This is a genomic window from Streptomyces sp. NPDC001532, assembly GCF_040298625.1.
Classification (GTDB): Bacteria; Actinomycetota; Actinomycetes; order Streptomycetales; family Streptomycetaceae; genus Streptomyces.
Genome location: NZ_JBEPAL010000025.1, coordinates 33268 through 49289, shown reverse-complemented (window position 1 = coordinate 49289; position 16022 = coordinate 33268). Strand labels below are relative to the sequence as shown.

Genomic DNA, 16022 nt, shown 5'->3' with positions numbered 1-16022 from the left:
GCCGGGCGGCACTCCACCGAAAGACCACCGCGAGGCCACCGCGGGGCCACCGCGCTCACACCGTCAGGACCCTGATCCCGGCCTCCTCGAACCGCCGGACCAGGCCTTCGTCCGCCGCCGTGTCGGTCACGAGGGTGTCCACCGCCTCGGTGCCGCAGATCCGGGCGAACGCCCGGCGGCCCAGCTTGCTGGAGTCGGCGGCGACCACCACCCGCTCGGCCCGCTCGCACAGCAACCGGTTGATCGCGGCCTCCGCCTCGTCGTGCGCGGCGGCGCCGTGCACCACGTCGAGGGCGACCACACCCAGCACCGCCACATCCAGTGTGACCTGGCCGAGCACGCCGTCCGCGAGCGGCCCGATCAGCTCGTAGGACTGCGCCCGGGCCACCCCGCCGGTCACCACGATCTTGAACTGGGGCCGCACCGCCAGCTCGTTGGCGATGTTCAGCGCGTTGGTGACGACGGTGAGCGCGGGGGAGCCGGAGCCGAGGTCGCCGCGCACGGCGAGGGCGCGGGCCACCTCGGTGGTGGTGGTGCCGCCGGTCAGCCCGACCGCCTCGCCGGGCGCGATCAGCTCCGCCACCGCCTTCGCCACCCGCTGCTTCTCCGAGGCGCGGCGGGCCGTCTTGTAGCGCAGCGGCAGCTCGTACGACACCCCGTGCACCACCGCTCCGCCGCGGGTGCGGACGAGCATCTGCTGCTCGGAAAGCTGGTCGAAGTCCCGGCGGATCGTGGCGGCCGAGACCTCCAGCTCGGCGGCGGCCTCCTCGACGTCCAGCCGGCCCCGCTCGACGAGCAGTTCCAGCAGCGCCTTCCAGCGGGCGTCGCGCGACATCCGCACCCTCCGTTCCTCGTCCCTCCCGGCGACCCTAGCGCACCCCACCTCCGTCCGAATGCTTGAAGATGCTCGAAACATCGCGCTATCTTGCAAAAACAATCACGGGAGTGGGAGGGGACACGGCATGACCCATGTCGAGGACGAACTGCGCACCCAACCGGAGTGCTGGACCCGGGCCGCCGCCGAGGCCCCGGACCACCGCGCGGCCCTGCCCGCGCCCGGTGAGCGGGTCGCGCTCGTCGGCTGCGGCACCTCGTACTTCATGGCGCGGGCCGCCGCCGCGCTGCGGGAGGAGGCCGGCCACGGCGAGACCGACGCCTTCGCCGCCTCCGAGTTCCCGGCCGGCCGCCGCTACGACCGGATGGTCGCCCTCAGCCGCTCCGGCACCACCACCGAAGTGCTCGAACTGCTCGGCAAGGTGCGCGGCCGGATCCGCACCACCGCCATCACCGCCGACCCGCACACCCCCGTCCAGGAGGCCGCCGACGATCTCGTGGTCCTCGACTGGGCCGACGAACGGTCCGTCGTGCAGACCAGGTTCGCCACCACCGCGCTCACCCTGCTCCGCGCCCACCTCGGACGGCACACCGACACCGTCGTCGCCGACGCCCGCACCGCCCTCGACGGCGACCTGCCCGAAGGGCTCGTCGACCGCGCCCAGTTCACCTTCCTCGGCCGCGGCTGGACCGTGGGCCTCGCCGACGAGGCCGCCCTGAAGATGCGCGAGGCCGCCCGCGCCTGGACCGAGTCCTACCCGGCCACCGAGTACCGCCACGGCCCCATCAGCGTCACCACCCGGGGCACCGCGACCTGGATGCTCGGCGAGGCACCCCCGGGGCTCGCCGCACAGGTACGGGCCACCGGCGCCCAGTGGGTGGCGGGCGGCCTCGACCCGCTCGCCGAACTCGTCCGCGCCCAGCGCCTCGCGGTCGCCGTCGCCGCGGCCCGCGGCCTCGACCCGGACCACCCCCGCCACCTCACCCGCTCGGTGATCCTCGCGCCCTGACAGCCGACACCCGCGCCGGAACGGACCGGCGACGATCGGAAAGGACCGGACGTGCCCCTCGTCACCACCGGCGAGCTCGTCACCAGCGCCGCCACGGCCCGCCGCGCCGTGGCCGCCTTCAACATCATCACCCTGGAACACATCGAGGCCGTCGTCGCCGGAGCCGAGACGGCCGGCTCACCCGTCGTCCTCCAGGTCAGCGAGAACGCCGTGAAGTTCCGCTACGGACGGCTGCTCCCGCTGGCCCGCGCCGCGGTCGCCGCCGCCGAACGCGCCGCCGTCCCCGTCGCCCTCCACCTCGACCACGTCCAGAGCGACCACCTGCTGCGGCAGGCCCCCGAGGCCGGGTTCAGCTCCGTGATGTACGACGCGGCCCGGCTGCCGTACGCCGAGAACCTGGCCGCGACCCGCGCCGCCGCCGACTGGGCACACGCCCAGGGCCTGTGGATCGAGGCCGAGTTGGGGGAGGTCGGCGGCAAGGACGGACGACCCCCGCTGGACGCCCACGCACCCGGCGCGCGCACCCGCCCGGCGCAGGCCCGCGCCTTCGTCGCCGACACCGGCGTCGACGCCCTCGCCATCGCCGTCGGCAGCGTCCACGCCATGACCACCCGCACCGCGCGCCTCGACCACGTTCTGCTCAAACACCTCCACGCCGGACTCGACGTGCCGCTGGTGCTGCACGGCTCCTCGGGCCTGCCGGACGGCGAACTCACCGCGGCCGTCACGGGCGGCATCACCAAGGTGAACATCGGCACCGCCCTGAACATCGCCATGACCGGCGCGATCCGGACCTACCTCGCCGCCCACCCCGAGGCGGTCGACTCCCGCGGCTACCTCACCGTGGGCCGCGAGGCGATGGCGGAGGCGGTGACCCGGATCATCCGGACGCTCGATCCCGCCTGACCGCCCGCAGCACCACGAACTTCCGGTCGCTCGCGACGACCTCGCTGTCCCCGAACAGCCGGCGCAGCTTCACGTGGTAGCCCAGATGCCGGTTGCCGACCACCCACAGCTCGCCGCCCGGCCGCAGCACCCGCCGGGCACCGGTGAACATCCGCCAGGCCGTCGCGTCCGTCGTCGCCTGATGGGAGTGGAACGGCGGATTGTTCAGCACGACGTCCACACTCCCGGACGGCACCCCGGCCAGCCCGTCCCCGACCCGGAACTCGGCGTGCCCCGGCACCCCGTTGGCCCTGTACGTCGCCTCGGCGGACGCCACCGCCTGGAACGACTCGTCCGTGAACAGCACCTCGGCGCGCGGATTGGCCAGCGCCACCGCCGTGCCCACCACCCCGTTGCCGCAGCCCAGATCCACCACCCGCTGCGGGCCCCGGGTCCGCGGCAGATGCCCGAGGAAGAACCGGGTGCCGATGTCCAGCCGGTCGGCGCAGAACACACCCGCGTGGTTGACGACGGTGCGCCCGGAGACCGGCCCGACCCCGCCGGGCAGGGCGTAGGTGTGCGGCCACGGGTTGGCGGGCCGGGGCAGCGAGGGGTCCGGCGTGCTGAGGATCAGCCGGGCCTTCTGCTCGGCGAGCGAGGTGCGGGTCGGCCCGACGATCCGCTCGAACAGCTGGAGCGTGGAGGTGTGGATCTCCTTCACCATGCCGGTGCCGACCACCACCGAGCCCTCGTGCAGCGCCGGCGCCAGCCGCAGCAACTGGTCCTCCAGCAGCGCGAGGCTCTTCGGCACCCGCACCAGCAGCACGTCGATCCGGTCCGGCGGCGGATCCTGCGTGGTCAGCAGCCGGACCGCGCCGGGCTCGACACCGGCCCGCGCCAGGTTCGCCCGGGTCGCCTCCTGGGCGAGGAAGGAGTCGGTGATCTGCGTCGGCGCGTGCGCCGCCAGTGCCGTCGCCAGCGCGCCCCAGCGGTCGCCGACCACCACGACCGTGCCGGTGAGCGGCACCTCCCGGTCCGCCAGATGCCGCAGCAGATACGCGTCGGAGGCGTCCCAGGCCCGCAGGCGGTCGCGCGGGTCCTCGGGGAAACGGGAGAGCGCCAGCTCGCCCCAGGGAGTCGTCATACGGTCGTTCATCGTGCGTCAAGGCTAGCCGAGCCGCAGCTCAGGGGCGGTGGGGCCGCCGGGGCCGGTGGGGGAGGATGGACGGCATGGACGGCGAGCTGTTCCCCCGCGAGCGGACGCGGATCGCACTCGGCGCGGTCCACGTCCCCGACTGGCTGGACCCGGACGGCCAGCGCGAGCTGCTGGCCGCCTGCCGCGACTGGGCCCGCCCGCCCGCCGGACTGCGCACCGTCCGCACCCCCGGCGGCGGCACCATGACCGCCCGCCAGGTGTGCCTCGGCTGGCACTGGTACCCGTACGCCTACGCCCGCACCGTCGTCGACGGCGACCACGCCCCGGTGAAGCCGTTCCCCGGCTGGCTCGGCGAGCTGGGCCGCCGCGCCGTCGCCGACGCGCTCGGCCCTGACGCCGTCGCGGACGCCGCCTACGACATCGCTCTGATCAACTTCTACGACGGCGACGCCCGCATGGGCATGCACCGCGACGCCGACGAGCGGTCCGACGCGCCCGTGGTGTCCCTGAGCCTCGGCGACACCTGCGTCTTCCGCTTCGGCAACACCGAGAACCGGTCCCGGCCCTGGACCGACGTCGAGCTGCGCAGCGGCGACCTCTTCGTCTTCGGCGGACCCTCCCGGCTCGCCCACCACGGGGTGCCGCGCGTCCGTCCCGGCACCGCGCCACCCGCCCTCGGCCTGCGCGGACGCCTCAACGTGACGCTGCGGGTGAGCGGCTTCCCGGCCACCGGCCGACCCGCGCCGGCCGACCCGCGGATCATGGGAGACTCGCCCTCATGAGCGGCAAGGCGGACCCCCGGCCGGCGGGGGAAGGGACCACCTCACGGGCGCGGTTGGACCGGGGGCGCGGTGCGCTCGGGCCCGCGCTGGAGCTCGTGCACACCGGACGGGCGCCCACCCGCGCGGTCCTCACCGCCGAACTCGGCGTCACCCGCGCCACCGCCGGCGCGGTCGCCGCCGAGCTGGAGGCGCTGGGCCTGATCCAGGTCGACGCCCGGCCCGGCGCCGCCGCCGGCTCCCAGGGCCGGCCCTCGCACCGGCTGCGGCTCGCCGAGGAGGGGCCCGTGGCGCTGGCCGCCCAGGTGCACGCCGACGGCTTCCGGGCCGCGCTGGTCGGCCTCGGCGGCCGGATCGTCGCCACCGCCCCCGGCTGCGAGACCGTGGACGCCGACCCCGCGAAGGTGCTCGGCTCCGTCGTGGAGGCCGGCGCGGAACTGCTGCGGCAGACCGGCCGGCGCTGCGTGGGCGCCGGACTCGCGGTGCCGTCCGCGGTCGCCGAACCGGAGGGCCTGGCCCTGAACCCGCTGCACCTCGCCTGGCCGGCGGGCGCGCCGGTGCGGGAGATCTTCGCCGACTGCGTGCGCGCCGCCGGGATCACCGGACCGGCCTTCGCCGCCAACGACGTCAACCTCGCCGCGCTCGCCGAGCACCGGCACGGCGCCGGGCGCGGCTCCCGCGACCTGCTGTGCGTGGCCACCGGGCACCGCGGCGTCGGCGGCGCGCTGGTCCTCGACGGACGGCTGCACTCCGGCAGCTCCGGCCTCGCCCTGGAGGTCGGCCACCTCACCGTCAACCCCGAGGGCCGGCCCTGCCACTGCGGCAGCCGAGGCTGCCTCGACGTCGAGGCCGACCCGCTGGCCCTGCTCACCACGGCCGGCCGCGCCCCCGGCCCCGAGGTGTCCCTGCTGAAGCAGGCCGGCGACCTGCTGCGCGAGGAGTACGGCGACCCGGCGGTCAGGACGGCCGCCGAGGCCCTGATCGACCGGCTGGGCCTCGGCCTCGCCGGACTCGTCAACATCCTCAACCCGGACCGCATCATCCTCGGCGGCCTGCACCGCACCCTGCTGGAAGCCGACCCCGAGCGCCTGCGCGCGGTCGTGGCCGACCGCAGCCTGTGGGGCCGCAGCGGCGGTGTCCCGATCCTGCCCTGCACCCTGGACCACAACAGCCTGGTCGGCGCGGCGGAACTGGCGTGGCAGCCGGTCCTGGACGATCCGCTGGGGGCACTGGCCGGTTCCTGAGCTCCGGGAGGCAGCGGGCTCAGAGCGAGGCGCCGCCGTCGATCACCAGGTCCGTGCCGACCAGGGAGGCCGCGGCGTCGGAGGCCAGGTACAGCACCGCCTCGGCCACCTCCTCCGTCGACGACACCCGGCCCAGCGGCGACTCGTCCTTCATCCGTACGGCCCGCTCCTCCTCGGTCTCGCCGGGCCGCAGTGACATCCCGGTGTCGGACGCCCCGGGGCTGACCGCGTTGATCCGGACGCCCTCGCCGATGTGGTCCAGCGCGGCGCCGCGGGTGAGCGAGGCGACGGCCGCCTTGGTCGCGGCGTAGGCGGTGGTGCCGTTGACCTGCTGGTGCGCGCCCAGGTTGGACGCGACGTTGACGATCGCGCCGCCGCCGGGCTGGCTGCGCATCTGCCGTATCTCGGCCGCCAGCGCGAGGAAGACGCCGGTGACGTTGATGTCGAGCACGGTCCGCCAGTCCTCCTCGGACAGTTCGGTGAGCGGCCCGCCCCGGAAGACGCCCGCGTTGTTCACGGCCACGTCGAGCGAGCCGAACCGGTCGACGGCGGCCCGCACCAGCGCGGCCACCTCGTCGGCGCGGCTGACGTCGGCGGCGTGGGCGACGGCCGTGCCGCCCGCCGCCTCGATCAGGGCGACGGTCTCGTCGAGCGCCGCCCGGCCGCGCCCGGCCACGACGACCCGGGCCCCTTCGGCGGCGAAGGCCAGGGCGGTGGTCCGGCCGATGCCGGATCCGGCGCCGGTGACGAGGACGACGCGGTCGGTGAAACGTGCGCGGGTCATGGTGGTCCGCCTTTCGCGGGGTGTGTCGGATGTCGCGGGTGAGGGGTGGGTCTGTCAGGGGGTGAACGGCCGCAGGCGCGCGAGGTGCAGCAGCGGCGCCGCCGCCGCGAAGAGCAGCGCCGCGGCGGCGAGGCTCGCCCGGTCGCCGCCGGCGGCCAGCAGCAGGGCGAAGAGGACGGTCGGGCCGACCTCCATCGCGGTGTTGTGCACTCCGCCGGCCAGCCCGGTGCGGTCGGCGGGCACCCGGTCGGTGGCGAGGACCGCCGACCCGGCGAAGGCGGCGGCGGCCCCGACGGGCAGCAGGAGCAGGCCGGGCAGGACGCCGTGGCCGTACGGGATGCCGGTGTCGAGTCCGGTGAGGGCGAGCAGTCCGAGCCCGGTGGCGGCCGTGGCGAGCCCGCCGCCGGTCACCACGACCGGCCCGAACCGCCCGACGAGCCGCCCCGCCACCCGGCCGGAGAGCAGCAGCGCGGCGGCGAACGGCACGAACGCCGCCGACGTCCGCAGCGCCGACCAGCCCCGCTCCTGCTGGAGATGGAGCGAGAGCAGGACGAACACGGTGCTGGTCCCGGCCGCCGTCAGCGCCGTGGCGAGCAGCCCGAGCGCCCGCCGCCGGTCCCGCAGGAATCCCGGCGGCAGCACCGGGTCGGCGGTACGCCGCTCCACGCGCGGGAAGACGGCGAGCAGGACGGCACCGGCCGCGAGCGGGCCGAGCACCCGCGCCGAACCCCAGGACCAGGCGTCGGTGAGGACGAGTCCGTAACTGACGGACGTGATCCCGGCGGTCGCGAGGACCGCGCCGGTCACGTCGAGGCGGGCCCCGCGGACCGGCGGGCCGTCGGGCGGGAGCAGCCGGGGCACGAGCGGCAGGGCGAGGGCGGTGACGGCGAGGGGCGCGGCGAGGGCCCAACGCCAGGACAGCAGCGCCGAGACGACGCCGGAGAGCAGGTTGCCCGCGGTGGCGCCGAGCACCGACAGCCCGCCCCAGGTCGCCGTCGCGCGGCGGTGGGCGCGGGGATCGGGGAACAGCGTCCGCAGGGCGGCCATCGCGGCCGGTGCGATCAGCGCCGCTCCGACACCCTGCGCGAACCGGGCCGCGAGCAGCGCGGGATGGGTAGGGGCGAGCGGGGCGGCGGCCGAGGCCGCGCCGAGGAGCAGCAGACCGGCGAGCAGGGCGCGCCGCGCGCCGCACCGGTCGGCGAGGCGGCCCCCGAGCAGCAGCGGTCCGGCGAAGCCGAGCCCGTAGGCCGCGCTCAGCAGGATCAACTCCTCGCGCGCCAGCTGGAACTGACGGCCGATCTCGGGCAGGGGGACGGCTATGGCGGCCAGGGTGAAGATCAGGGTGACCTGTAAGGAGCCGAGCAGCGCGAAGGCCATCCGGTGGCCGCGGGCACGCCCGGAGCGGGCCGGCACGGCGTCGACCGCGGTCATGAGCCCTCCCTTTCTGGATCGATCGGTCAAATATGAGGGCCGCAAAGCAGCGACCGCCGCTCGGGCGGTCGCTAGAGGTGCGGTCCGGTTCAGTCCAGCAGTGCGAGCGCCTGCTCCGCCGCGTCCCGTACCCGGGCCGGGTCGGTGGAGGCCTTGCCCACCACGCGCAGGCCTTGCAGCAGCACCAGCAGCATGCGGGCCAGCGAGCGCGGATCGCGCTCCTCGGGCAGCTCGCCCTGCGCCTGGGCGCGCAGCAGCGCCGAGTGCAGCAGGGTCTCCAGATGCTCCCAGCTCAGCTCGACCCGGCGGGCCGCCGCGCTGTCGTGCGGGGCCAGTTCGGCGGCCGTGTTGGTGACGAAACAGCCGGCCGCGCGCCGCGCCTCGTCCGCCGCCTCCGCCGCGAACCGCCGCACCACCGTGCGTACGGCGGGCAGGGCGGGACCCGGCTGCGACAACTCGCGCAGCAGCGACGGGTTGTGGGACTCGCCGTACCGGTCGAGCGCCTTGAGGTACAGGTCCCGCTTGTTGCCGAAGGTGGCGTAGATGCTGGCGCGTCCGATGCCGAGGTGGTCGACGAGGTCCGCCATGGACGTCGCCTCGTACCCCCGCCGCCAGAACAGTTCGAGGGCCGACTGCAGGGCGGCGTCAGGATCGAATTCCTTGCTCCTGGCCATGACTTGACCCTAGGCGATTCCAGAACGAACGGTCAAGTAATCCAGGGGTGTTCGGCTAGGCCACCGCCGCGCTCCGGCGCGGACGGGCCACCAGTTCACCGCCGCAGTTGGGACAGATCCCCTGCATGGCGGCGCCGCACGGCACACAGAACGTGCACTCGTACGAGCAGATCAGCGCCGACGCGTCCGCCGGCAGCTCCGCCGTCTCACAGCGCTCACAGCGGTCGCGCATCTCCAGGGCCATGTCCCGTCCCCCTCCTCATGCCGGACCCGGCGGTCCGATGGACCTTCATCCTGCGGGCTCGCGGGAGCCGCCGCAGCGGCCGTCCGGGACAGCGGCCGACAGGATCGGGCCACGTCACGGGCGCGGCACGCGACGAGCACGGGGTCAGGGCCAGTCCACCGCGAACGCCCGGCCGGGGTTGCCCGACAGGATCAGTGACACCGTCTCCACCCTCAGTTCCGCCTCCAGCCTCGGCCGCACCCGGCGCAGCAGATACGGCATCCCCGGACCGCCGCACACCGAGCGGGCGTCGGCGGTCGTGGTGTCACCGCCGAGCAGCAGCCGGTCGGCGAAGCCGGCGTCGGCCAGCCGCCGCACGGCGTCCGGCATCCGCCAGTCGGTGGCGTGATGGGCGCGGGAGGGGCCGTCGAAGGCGAGGTACGCGCCCGCCTCGGCGGCCCGGCGGTGCGTCACGGCGTCGGGGGAGCGGTTGAGGTGGCCCAGGATCACCCGGTGCGCAGGCACGCCCAGCTCGCCGCACAGCAGGTCGAGCACATCGAGCGCGCCGGTGCCCAGCTCCAGGTGGACGGCGATGGGCGCGCCGGTCGCATGATGCGCCTCGGCCGCCGCGGTCATCGTCCAGCGGGCGTGCTCGTCGAGGGAGTGGAAGCCGCCCGCCACCTTGATCAGCCCCGCGCGGACCCCCGACGCGCCGATGCCCTCGGTCAGTTCGGCCACGAACACCTCGGCGAGCCGGGTGCGCAGCCCGTCGAGGACGCTCGCGTCGTAGTGGACGGCCTGGTGCAGCCCCGTCGCCGCCACCACCCGCACCCCGGTCTCCCGCGACAGCGCGGCCAGGTCGGCGGCCCGGCGCCCCAGCCCGTACGGCGTCCACTGCACCACGCTGTCACCGCCCGCCGCGCGGAACGCGGCCAGCTCGGCGCGGGCGGCACGGGCGTCCCGCAGCTCCTGGCCGGACAGCTGAGGGACGGACAGGAACAGGTGGTCGTGCGCGTCGCAGACGCCCAGCTCCTCGGGGCGTACGTCCCCGAGAACCGTACGGACCGTGCGGGCCGTCCGGGCCGTGCTCACCACTGGCGTCCCCGCGGCAGCCGGGCCCGCTCCGGCGCCGACAGATGCAGCACCTGGAACACCTCGCCGTCCGTCCGCGGCGCGTCCCGCGCCCAGAGCGAGAAGAGGACCAGCTCCCAGCGCCCGGTGTCCACGGCCGCCGCCGCGCACACCGCGCCGTCCAGGGCGGCGAGCCGTGCCGCCGCGCGCACCGCCTCCTCGGCGGCCTCGCCGACCGCGGCCCCTTCCGGAACCGGCCGCCGGTCCCGCACCGCGACCCGCGCGGCGGCACCGGCGGCGCGGCCCTCCTCGTACGCCAGGCCGGTCCACTGGCGTATCGCGGGCCGCCCGAAGTCGTCGCTCAGGCCCTGGAAACCGCCGCCCCAGAGGAAGGCGTTCATGCCCTCCACCGTGTTCCACAGGTAGAACGGCGCGTACTGGTTGACCGGCGAGCCGTCCACCCCGCGCTCCCGCATCAGATACGCCTTGAACCCCAGGCCCTCCCAGCCGTCGAGGAGATGTCCGAGCCGGGCCACGCGGGCGCGGACGACGTCCATGTCGTAGTCGGCGGGCAGGGTGACCTCGTACTGCATCGCGTGCACGGAACGTCTCCTCAGGCGGTGGGTTCGGCGGACGGCGCGAGCAGTGAGAGCAGGCCGCTCACTCCCGCGTCGAAGGCGGACGGGGAGCCGGAGGCGCGGGCGAGGACGTACCCGCCCTGGACGGTCGCGACGATCGCCGCGGCGATCTCCTCGCTGTCGAGCGAGGACGCGAACTCGCCCCGCGCCTGCCCCTCCCGGACGATCCCGGCGAGCCGTTCGCGCAGCCAGTCGAGCGTCTCGTCGACGGGTGCGCGCAGTTCGTCGCTGGCGACGACGTCCGGGTCCATGGTCAGCCGGCCCACGGGACAGCCGCGCAGCACATCGCGCTCCCGCCGCAGATACGCCTCGATCCGCTCGTACGGCGTCCCGGTCCCGCCGAGCGCTCGTTCGGCGGCGGCCCGCATCTCCTCCGCCGTCCGCCGGATCGCGGCCAGCGCGAGATCCGGCTTGCCCTTGAAGTGGTGGTACATGCTGCCCTGCCCGGCGCCCGCCCGCTCCAGGATCGCCTTCGGGCTGGTGCCCACGTAGCCGCGCTCCCACAGCAGTTCGCGGGTGGACTCGATCAGTCGCTCCGAGGTGCTCATGGCGCCTACTGTACATACCAGTAGTTACAGAATCCATGGGGCGCAGCTACTCCCCGCGGGGTACGCGCACTGTCGTCGGCCGTACGACGACCAGGACCGCTGTCGGCGGCGAGTGTGGAGGCGTCGACCCACCGGATGTACCGACTCGGGAGATGACTCGTGATGCAGACCTTGGCGCACCTCGGCGACGGCGGACCGGGGCCGTGGATCCTGTTCTTCCCGCTGATCTGGGCGGCCGTCGTGATCGGCGGCATCACGCTGCTGCGCCGCACCGGGTGGCGCGGACGCGGCGGCGGACCCTGGCGGCCGGCCGTGGACCGCACCTCACCCATCGCCGTCCTCGGCCGCCGCTTCGCCTCCGGCGAGATCGGCGAGGAGGAGTACTGGCGCCGGCTGTCCGTGCTGGACGAGCAGTTCGGCCGTACGGGCAAGGGCGGCGTGCTCTGAGCGCCCGCGGCGTGCCGCGCGGAGGGGTGCCGCGCGGAGGGGTGCCGCGCGGAGGGGTGCCGCGCGGAGGGGTGTGGTGCGGGAGGGCGCGCGACGGCACCTGGGTGCGAGGAAGGGCGCCCGGCGGGCGCCCCCCTCACCGCCCGGTCAGCCGGGAACGGCCGACCGGGCGGGAGCGTGTGCGGGTAGTGCCTCGGCGGGCTCCACGGGGCCGAGGGGCTCGACCTCCGGGAAGCGGTGCGCCGGTGGCTCCGCGGTCGCGCGCTGCGGCGGGCGCGGTGGCGCCGCCTGTGTCGGGGTGGGCGCCGGCAGGGTGAACCAGACGACCTTTCCCCGCTCGCCGTCGGGCCGCGCGCCCCAGCTCTCGCTGACGGCGGCCACCATGGCGAGCCCGCGCCCGCAGGTGGCCAGCGACTCGGCGTCCTCGACCACCGGCAGGCGGGGGTCGTGGTCGCGCACCGAGACCGTGAGCCGATCGAGCAGCAGCTCGATCTCCACGGTGCACATCTTGTCGGGCTGGGCGTGGCGGTGGACGTTGGTGAGCAGTTCTGTCACACCGAGCGCCGCCCGGTCTATGAGGGCGTCCATATGCCAGTAGCGCAACTGCGCTGAAACGATTCTGCGGACTTGGCCGATCCGCGACGGCAGGGCTTGGAGCTCCACCGTGCAGTGCCTGCTTGGGTGACTGATCACGGCTGCGACTCCCCGACGTGAGGTCCGGAAGAACACGGAGTTCGGATCCAGCAGAGAGCCTGCGTGCAACGGCCGCCTGCTGTCGTGGCCGGCGGGCTGGTTCGCAGCGTTATCGCCGGTAAACCCAGAGTGACGTGAGACCAGAGTGACCCAGGGGGTGCGGCGGCGCAACTCGCGGTCATCAGTCGCCGCGCCCCGCCGCCCTGCGCACCGCCTCGATGAACCGGCGCGCCGCGGGCGGGCCCGGCTCGCCCGGCGCGGGGTCGTGCTCGCCCAGCCTCAGCAGATAACGCGTGCCGTTGACGTCGGCGAGCGCGCGGCCCTCGGAGCCGAACCAGGGCCTGGAGGCCCGTACCGCCTGCACGGGCGCGCTGTCGATCTCGCTGCCGTAACTGGTCAGCAACTCCAGCCGGCCACCTCTGATCCGGATCTGCCCGGCGCGGGTGAGCGAGCGCAGGCCCTTGCCGATACGCACTCCCCTGGCCGTGAACTCCGGCTCCCCCATGCCCTCCTGCCCCCTCGTCACACGTGGTCCCCGCGTGCGGTACCCGCCCGCTCCGGTGCAGTCTGCCCCGCCCTCGCACCGAGCACCAGTACGCATGTGCCGGGCGCACCGGACACCCGGAGCACTCGCCCGAATGCGCCCCCACACACCACCCGACCGCCCCCTTCGAGCAGCCGCTCGGGCCCTGGCGCGCACCCGTCCCGCCGCCTTCGAGCAGTCGTTCCCGCAGGCCTGCTTTGAGGCCCCCAAAGATGCGTTTATGCAGGTGAGAAGCGTGCCGAAGCTGTCTATAGTCGGTGTGTCGGCCGCGCGACGCGCCGTCGGCGCGCAGCGTAAGGAGCCCGCCGTGAGCACCACCCGCACCTCCCAGCAGCCCAGCACGGGCGTCACCCTCGACACCCTGGACGTCGACCACAGCGACGCGGCCTACCGCACCTGGCTGAAAGAGGCCGTCCGCAAGGTGCAGGCCGACGCCAACCGGTCGGCCGACACCCATCTGCTCCGCTTCCCGCTGCCGGAGGCCTGGGGCATCGACCTGTATCTGAAGGACGAGTCGACCCACCCGACCGGCAGCCTCAAACACCGCCTCGCCCGCTCGCTCTTCCTCTACGGCCTGTGCAACGGATGGGTCCGCCCCGACCGCCCGGTGATCGAGGCGTCCAGCGGCTCGACGGCCGTATCCGAGGCGTACTTCGCCAAGCTGATCGGTGTGCCCTTCATCGCCGTCATGCCGCGCACGACGAGCGCCGAGAAGATCCGGCTCATCGAGTTCCACGGTGGACGCTGCCACTTCGTCGACGACTCGCGCACCATGTACGAGGAGTCCGCCCGCCTCGCCGCCGAGACCGGCGGCCACTACATGGACCAGTTCACCTACGCGGAGCGCGCCACGGACTGGCGCGGCAACAACAACATCGCCGAGTCGATCTTCCGCCAGCTGCACCTGGAGCGGTTCCCGGAGCCCGCCTGGATCGTCGCCACCGCGGGCACCGGCGGCACGTCCGCGACCATCGCCCGCTACGTGCACTACATGCAGTACGACACGCGCGTCTGCGTCGCCGACCCGGAGAACTCCTGCTTCTTCGAGGGCTGGACGACCGGCGACCCGGACGTCACCTGCGACTGCGGCTCCCGTATCGAGGGCATCGGCCGGCCCCGGATGGAACCGAGCTTCGTGCCCGGCGCCGTCGACCGGATGATGAAGGTCCCGGACGCGGCGAGCGTCGCCGCCGTCCGCGCCCTGGAGCGGACCATCGGCCGCAAGGCGGGCGGCTCGACCGGCACCGGCCTGTGGAGCGCGCTGAAGATCGTCGCCGAGATGGTCGCGGAGGGCCGTCGGGGCAGCGTGGTCACCCTGCTGTGCGACCCGGGCGACCGCTACCTCGACAAGTACTACTCCGACGCCTGGCTCGCCGAGCAGGGCCTGGACATCGCGCCGTACACGGCCGCCATCGAGTCGCTGCTGGCGACCGGGGTCTGGCCCGACTGAGCCTCGCGCGGGCGAGAGCCGCCCCGGCGGTGAGCGGCGTCCTCACCCGAGGCGGGTGAGGACGCGCCGGGCCGGTTGTGCGCACGGTGAAGAGGGCTCACACCGGCGTCGACGAACCCGCCGGGCCGCCCCCGTCCCCCCGCGGGCCGGTGGCCGAACGCCCGGACCGCGCAGAAAGCGAGGCAGCAGGATGACCGCCGCACACCCCTCGCGAGCACGCGGCCGACGATGACGGCGAGGCCGGCGGCCCGCGCCGGAGGCAGCGCCGGTCAGGGCCGCGCCGGATGGGCGCGACTGGCCCTGCTCGCCCTGGCCGCGAGCGCGGTGGTGCCGCTCGTGACCGCCGGGCTGCGCGGCCTCCTGTGGGCCGTGGCCGGTGGCGCCGCACTCGCCCTCGTCGCCGTCGGGATGTGGTGGACCCTGGCCCACACCGGCGTGGTGCGGACGGCCGGAGCGGCACTCTGCCTGGTCACCCCCCTCGCCGTGCCCGCGCTGTTCGCCGCGACCGGCACGCTGGGCCCGGCCCTGCTGTCCCTCGCCCTGTGGGTGCTGGCCATGGCGGCGGCCCGGACCGCGGTGACGCCCCGGCCCACCACGCGCGGCGGCGGTCCGCCCGCCGCGGTGCCGCGCCGCCCGTGGATCCTGATGAACCCACGCTCCGGCGGCGGCAAGGTCGCCCGCTTCCACCTCGCGGAGAAGGCACGGGCGGCGGGTGCCCGCGTCGTGCTGCTCGGCGGCGCCGAGCGGCAGGACGTGGCCGAACTCGCCCGGCAGGCCGTGGCCGAGGGCGCCGACCTGCTGGCGGTGGCGGGCGGTGACGGCACACAGGCCCTGGTCGCCGAGGTGGCGGCCCGGCACGACGTTCCCTTCATGGTGATCCCGGCCGGCACCCGCAACCACTTCGCCCTCGACCTCGGCCTCGACCGCGACGACCCGGCGGCGGCCCTGGACGCCCTCGCCGACGGCGTCGAACTCCGCGTCGACCTCGGCTTCGCCGCCGACCGGGTGTTCGTCAACAACGCCTCCTTCGGCACGTACGCGGCCGTCGTCGCCGACCCCGACTACCGTGGCCGGAAGACACGCACCGGCCTGCGGATGCTGCCCGGCCTTCTCACGGGCCCGGACGCGCCCCGGCTGCGGATGCGGGCCGGTGACACCCGCGCCGACGGGCTGCAGGCGCTGCTCGTCAGCAACAACCCCTATCTGCGCGCCCTCGACGCGGCCCGTCCCGGACGCCGGGAGCGGCTCGACTCCGGGCTGCTCGGCCTGCTGGGCGTGCGGGTCACGAGCACGGCCCAGGCGGTCGGGGCGGTGCGCGGGGGCCGCTCCGGCGGCCTGCTGAGGCTCACCGCGAAGGAGGTGACCGTGGAGGCGGACACGGCCACCGTCCCGGCCGGCATCGACGGCGAACACGTGCTGCTGCCCGCGCCGGTGGTCTGCCGCACGGCACCGGGAGCACTGCGGGTCCGCGTCCCGCGCGACCGCCCCGGAACTCCGCCGAGCGGTACGACGGCCGACTGGCCGCACGTCACCCGACTCGCGCTGGGCCGACCAGCTCGACCCACTCGACCGGCCTGACCGGCCCGAGACGTCCATACGACCACATGACCG

At 74.9% G+C, this 16022-nt stretch carries 18 protein-coding genes; 7 read left to right on the top strand and 11 right to left on the bottom strand.

Annotated elements, in window-relative coordinates; translation table 11 throughout:
* Window positions 1-55: 55 nt before the first annotated feature.
* Window positions 56-835: a DeoR/GlpR family DNA-binding transcription regulator gene (locus tag ABT232_RS22785; protein ID WP_351842720.1), complete on the bottom strand. Its 780-nt coding sequence runs from the start codon at window positions 833-835 to the stop codon at window positions 56-58.
* Between the two features lie 127 nt (window positions 836-962).
* Here ABT232_RS22785 and ABT232_RS22780 point away from each other — a divergent pair, with 127 nt between their 5' ends.
* A complete protein-coding gene (locus ABT232_RS22780; RefSeq protein ID WP_351842718.1) occupies window positions 963-1844 on the top strand; it encodes an SIS domain-containing protein in 882 nt (293 codons plus the stop codon).
* A 51-nt stretch (window positions 1845-1895) separates the two neighbouring features.
* A complete protein-coding gene (locus tag ABT232_RS22775; protein WP_351842716.1) occupies window positions 1896-2750 on the top strand; it encodes a class II fructose-bisphosphate aldolase in 855 nt (284 codons plus the stop codon).
* On the opposite strand, the gene ABT232_RS22770 is transcribed toward ABT232_RS22775, so the two are convergent.
* Window positions 2725-3873 (bottom strand): methyltransferase, encoded by a 1149-nt coding sequence (locus ABT232_RS22770; RefSeq protein WP_351842714.1) that lies wholly within the window; start codon window positions 3871-3873, stop codon window positions 2725-2727. The genes ABT232_RS22775 and ABT232_RS22770 overlap by 26 nt on opposite strands.
* Before the next feature lie 86 nt (window positions 3874-3959).
* On the opposite strand from ABT232_RS22770, the gene ABT232_RS22765 reads away from it, so the two are divergent.
* Both ABT232_RS22765 and ABT232_RS22760 read left to right on the top strand, forming a co-directional pair.
* A complete protein-coding gene (locus tag ABT232_RS22765; protein WP_351842712.1) occupies window positions 3960-4667 on the top strand; it encodes an alpha-ketoglutarate-dependent dioxygenase AlkB family protein in 708 nt (235 codons plus the stop codon).
* Window positions 4664-5908 carry an ROK family protein gene (locus ABT232_RS22760; protein ID WP_351842710.1) on the top strand — a complete coding sequence of 415 codons (1245 nt, stop codon included), beginning with the start codon at window positions 4664-4666 and terminating at the stop codon, window positions 5906-5908. The genes ABT232_RS22765 and ABT232_RS22760 overlap by 4 nt, the downstream gene beginning before the upstream one ends.
* Window positions 5909-5927: 19 nt before the next feature.
* Here the strand turns inward: ABT232_RS22760 and ABT232_RS22755 are convergent, their stop codons facing one another.
* From ABT232_RS22755 to ABT232_RS22725, 7 genes are all read right to left on the bottom strand, one after another.
* Window positions 5928-6692: an SDR family NAD(P)-dependent oxidoreductase gene (locus ABT232_RS22755; RefSeq protein WP_351842708.1), complete on the bottom strand. Its 765-nt coding sequence runs from the start codon at window positions 6690-6692 to the stop codon at window positions 5928-5930.
* 54 nt (window positions 6693-6746) lie between these two features.
* Complete coding sequence (locus ABT232_RS22750; protein WP_450871616.1) at window positions 6747-8168, bottom strand: MFS transporter; 1422 nt, start codon at window positions 8166-8168, stop codon at window positions 6747-6749.
* A 44-nt stretch (window positions 8169-8212) separates the two neighbouring features.
* Window positions 8213-8797: a TetR/AcrR family transcriptional regulator gene (locus ABT232_RS22745; RefSeq protein WP_351842704.1), complete on the bottom strand. Its 585-nt coding sequence runs from the start codon at window positions 8795-8797 to the stop codon at window positions 8213-8215.
* Between the two features lie 55 nt (window positions 8798-8852).
* Complete coding sequence (locus ABT232_RS22740) at window positions 8853-9041, bottom strand: DUF1272 domain-containing protein (protein ID WP_351842702.1); 189 nt, start codon at window positions 9039-9041, stop codon at window positions 8853-8855.
* Between the two features lie 144 nt (window positions 9042-9185).
* Complete coding sequence (locus tag ABT232_RS22735; RefSeq protein WP_351842700.1) at window positions 9186-10112, bottom strand: phosphotriesterase family protein; 927 nt, start codon at window positions 10110-10112, stop codon at window positions 9186-9188.
* Window positions 10109-10693 carry a DUF4865 family protein gene (locus ABT232_RS22730; protein WP_351842698.1) on the bottom strand — a complete coding sequence of 195 codons (585 nt, stop codon included), beginning with the start codon at window positions 10691-10693 and terminating at the stop codon, window positions 10109-10111. Before ABT232_RS22730 ends, ABT232_RS22735 begins: the two co-directional genes overlap by 4 nt.
* A gap of 11 nt (window positions 10694-10704) precedes the next feature.
* Window positions 10705-11277, bottom strand: a complete 573-nt coding sequence (locus ABT232_RS22725; RefSeq protein WP_351842696.1) for a TetR/AcrR family transcriptional regulator — start codon at window positions 11275-11277, stop codon at window positions 10705-10707.
* 162 nt (window positions 11278-11439) lie between these two features.
* Between ABT232_RS22725 and ABT232_RS22720 the strand changes: the two genes are divergently transcribed.
* On the top strand, window positions 11440-11724 hold the full coding sequence (locus ABT232_RS22720; RefSeq protein WP_351842831.1) for an SHOCT domain-containing protein: 285 nt from the start codon (window positions 11440-11442) through the stop codon (window positions 11722-11724).
* Between the two features lie 147 nt (window positions 11725-11871).
* Here ABT232_RS22720 and ABT232_RS22715 read toward each other — a convergent pair whose 3' ends face one another.
* Entirely contained in the window at window positions 11872-12417 is a 546-nt protein-coding gene (locus ABT232_RS22715; RefSeq protein ID WP_351842694.1) for an ATP-binding protein, read from the bottom strand.
* Between the two features lie 181 nt (window positions 12418-12598).
* On the bottom strand, window positions 12599-12922 hold the full coding sequence (locus ABT232_RS22710; protein WP_351842692.1) for a hypothetical protein: 324 nt from the start codon (window positions 12920-12922) through the stop codon (window positions 12599-12601).
* 346 nt (window positions 12923-13268) lie between these two features.
* Here ABT232_RS22710 and cds1 point away from each other — a divergent pair, with 346 nt between their 5' ends.
* Complete coding sequence (cds1, locus tag ABT232_RS22705) at window positions 13269-14411, top strand: L-cysteine desulfhydrase Cds1 (RefSeq protein ID WP_351842690.1); 1143 nt, start codon at window positions 13269-13271, stop codon at window positions 14409-14411.
* 228 nt (window positions 14412-14639) lie between these two features.
* Window positions 14640-15989 (top strand): diacylglycerol/lipid kinase family protein, encoded by a 1350-nt coding sequence (locus ABT232_RS22700; RefSeq protein ID WP_351842689.1) that lies wholly within the window; start codon window positions 14640-14642, stop codon window positions 15987-15989.
* The last annotated feature ends 33 nt before the right edge of the window (window positions 15990-16022 follow it).

What these genes read in the sequence shown, in the direction of transcription:
- ABT232_RS22785 (WP_351842720.1), bottom strand. Translation starts at nt 835, where the DNA reads ATGTCGCGCGACGCCCGCTGGAAGGCGCTGCTGGAACTGCTCGTCGAG.
- ABT232_RS22780 (WP_351842718.1), top strand. Translation starts at nt 963, where the DNA reads ATGACCCATGTCGAGGACGAACTGCGCACCCAACCGGAGTGCTGGACC.
- ABT232_RS22770 (WP_351842714.1), bottom strand. Translation starts at nt 3,873, where the DNA reads ATGACGACTCCCTGGGGCGAGCTGGCGCTCTCCCGTTTCCCCGAGGAC.
- ABT232_RS22765 (WP_351842712.1), top strand. Translation starts at nt 3,960, where the DNA reads ATGGACGGCGAGCTGTTCCCCCGCGAGCGGACGCGGATCGCACTCGGC.
- ABT232_RS22760 (WP_351842710.1), top strand. Translation starts at nt 4,664, where the DNA reads ATGAGCGGCAAGGCGGACCCCCGGCCGGCGGGGGAAGGGACCACCTCA.
- ABT232_RS22755 (WP_351842708.1), bottom strand. Translation starts at nt 6,692, where the DNA reads ATGACCCGCGCACGTTTCACCGACCGCGTCGTCCTCGTCACCGGCGCC.
- ABT232_RS22745 (WP_351842704.1), bottom strand. Translation starts at nt 8,797, where the DNA reads ATGGCCAGGAGCAAGGAATTCGATCCTGACGCCGCCCTGCAGTCGGCC.
- ABT232_RS22740 (WP_351842702.1), bottom strand. Translation starts at nt 9,041, where the DNA reads ATGGCCCTGGAGATGCGCGACCGCTGTGAGCGCTGTGAGACGGCGGAG.
- ABT232_RS22725 (WP_351842696.1), bottom strand. Translation starts at nt 11,277, where the DNA reads ATGAGCACCTCGGAGCGACTGATCGAGTCCACCCGCGAACTGCTGTGG.
- ABT232_RS22720 (WP_351842831.1), top strand. Translation starts at nt 11,440, where the DNA reads ATGCAGACCTTGGCGCACCTCGGCGACGGCGGACCGGGGCCGTGGATC.
- ABT232_RS22710 (WP_351842692.1), bottom strand. Translation starts at nt 12,922, where the DNA reads ATGGGGGAGCCGGAGTTCACGGCCAGGGGAGTGCGTATCGGCAAGGGC.
- ABT232_RS22700 (WP_351842689.1), top strand. Translation starts at nt 14,640, where the DNA reads ATGACGGCGAGGCCGGCGGCCCGCGCCGGAGGCAGCGCCGGTCAGGGC.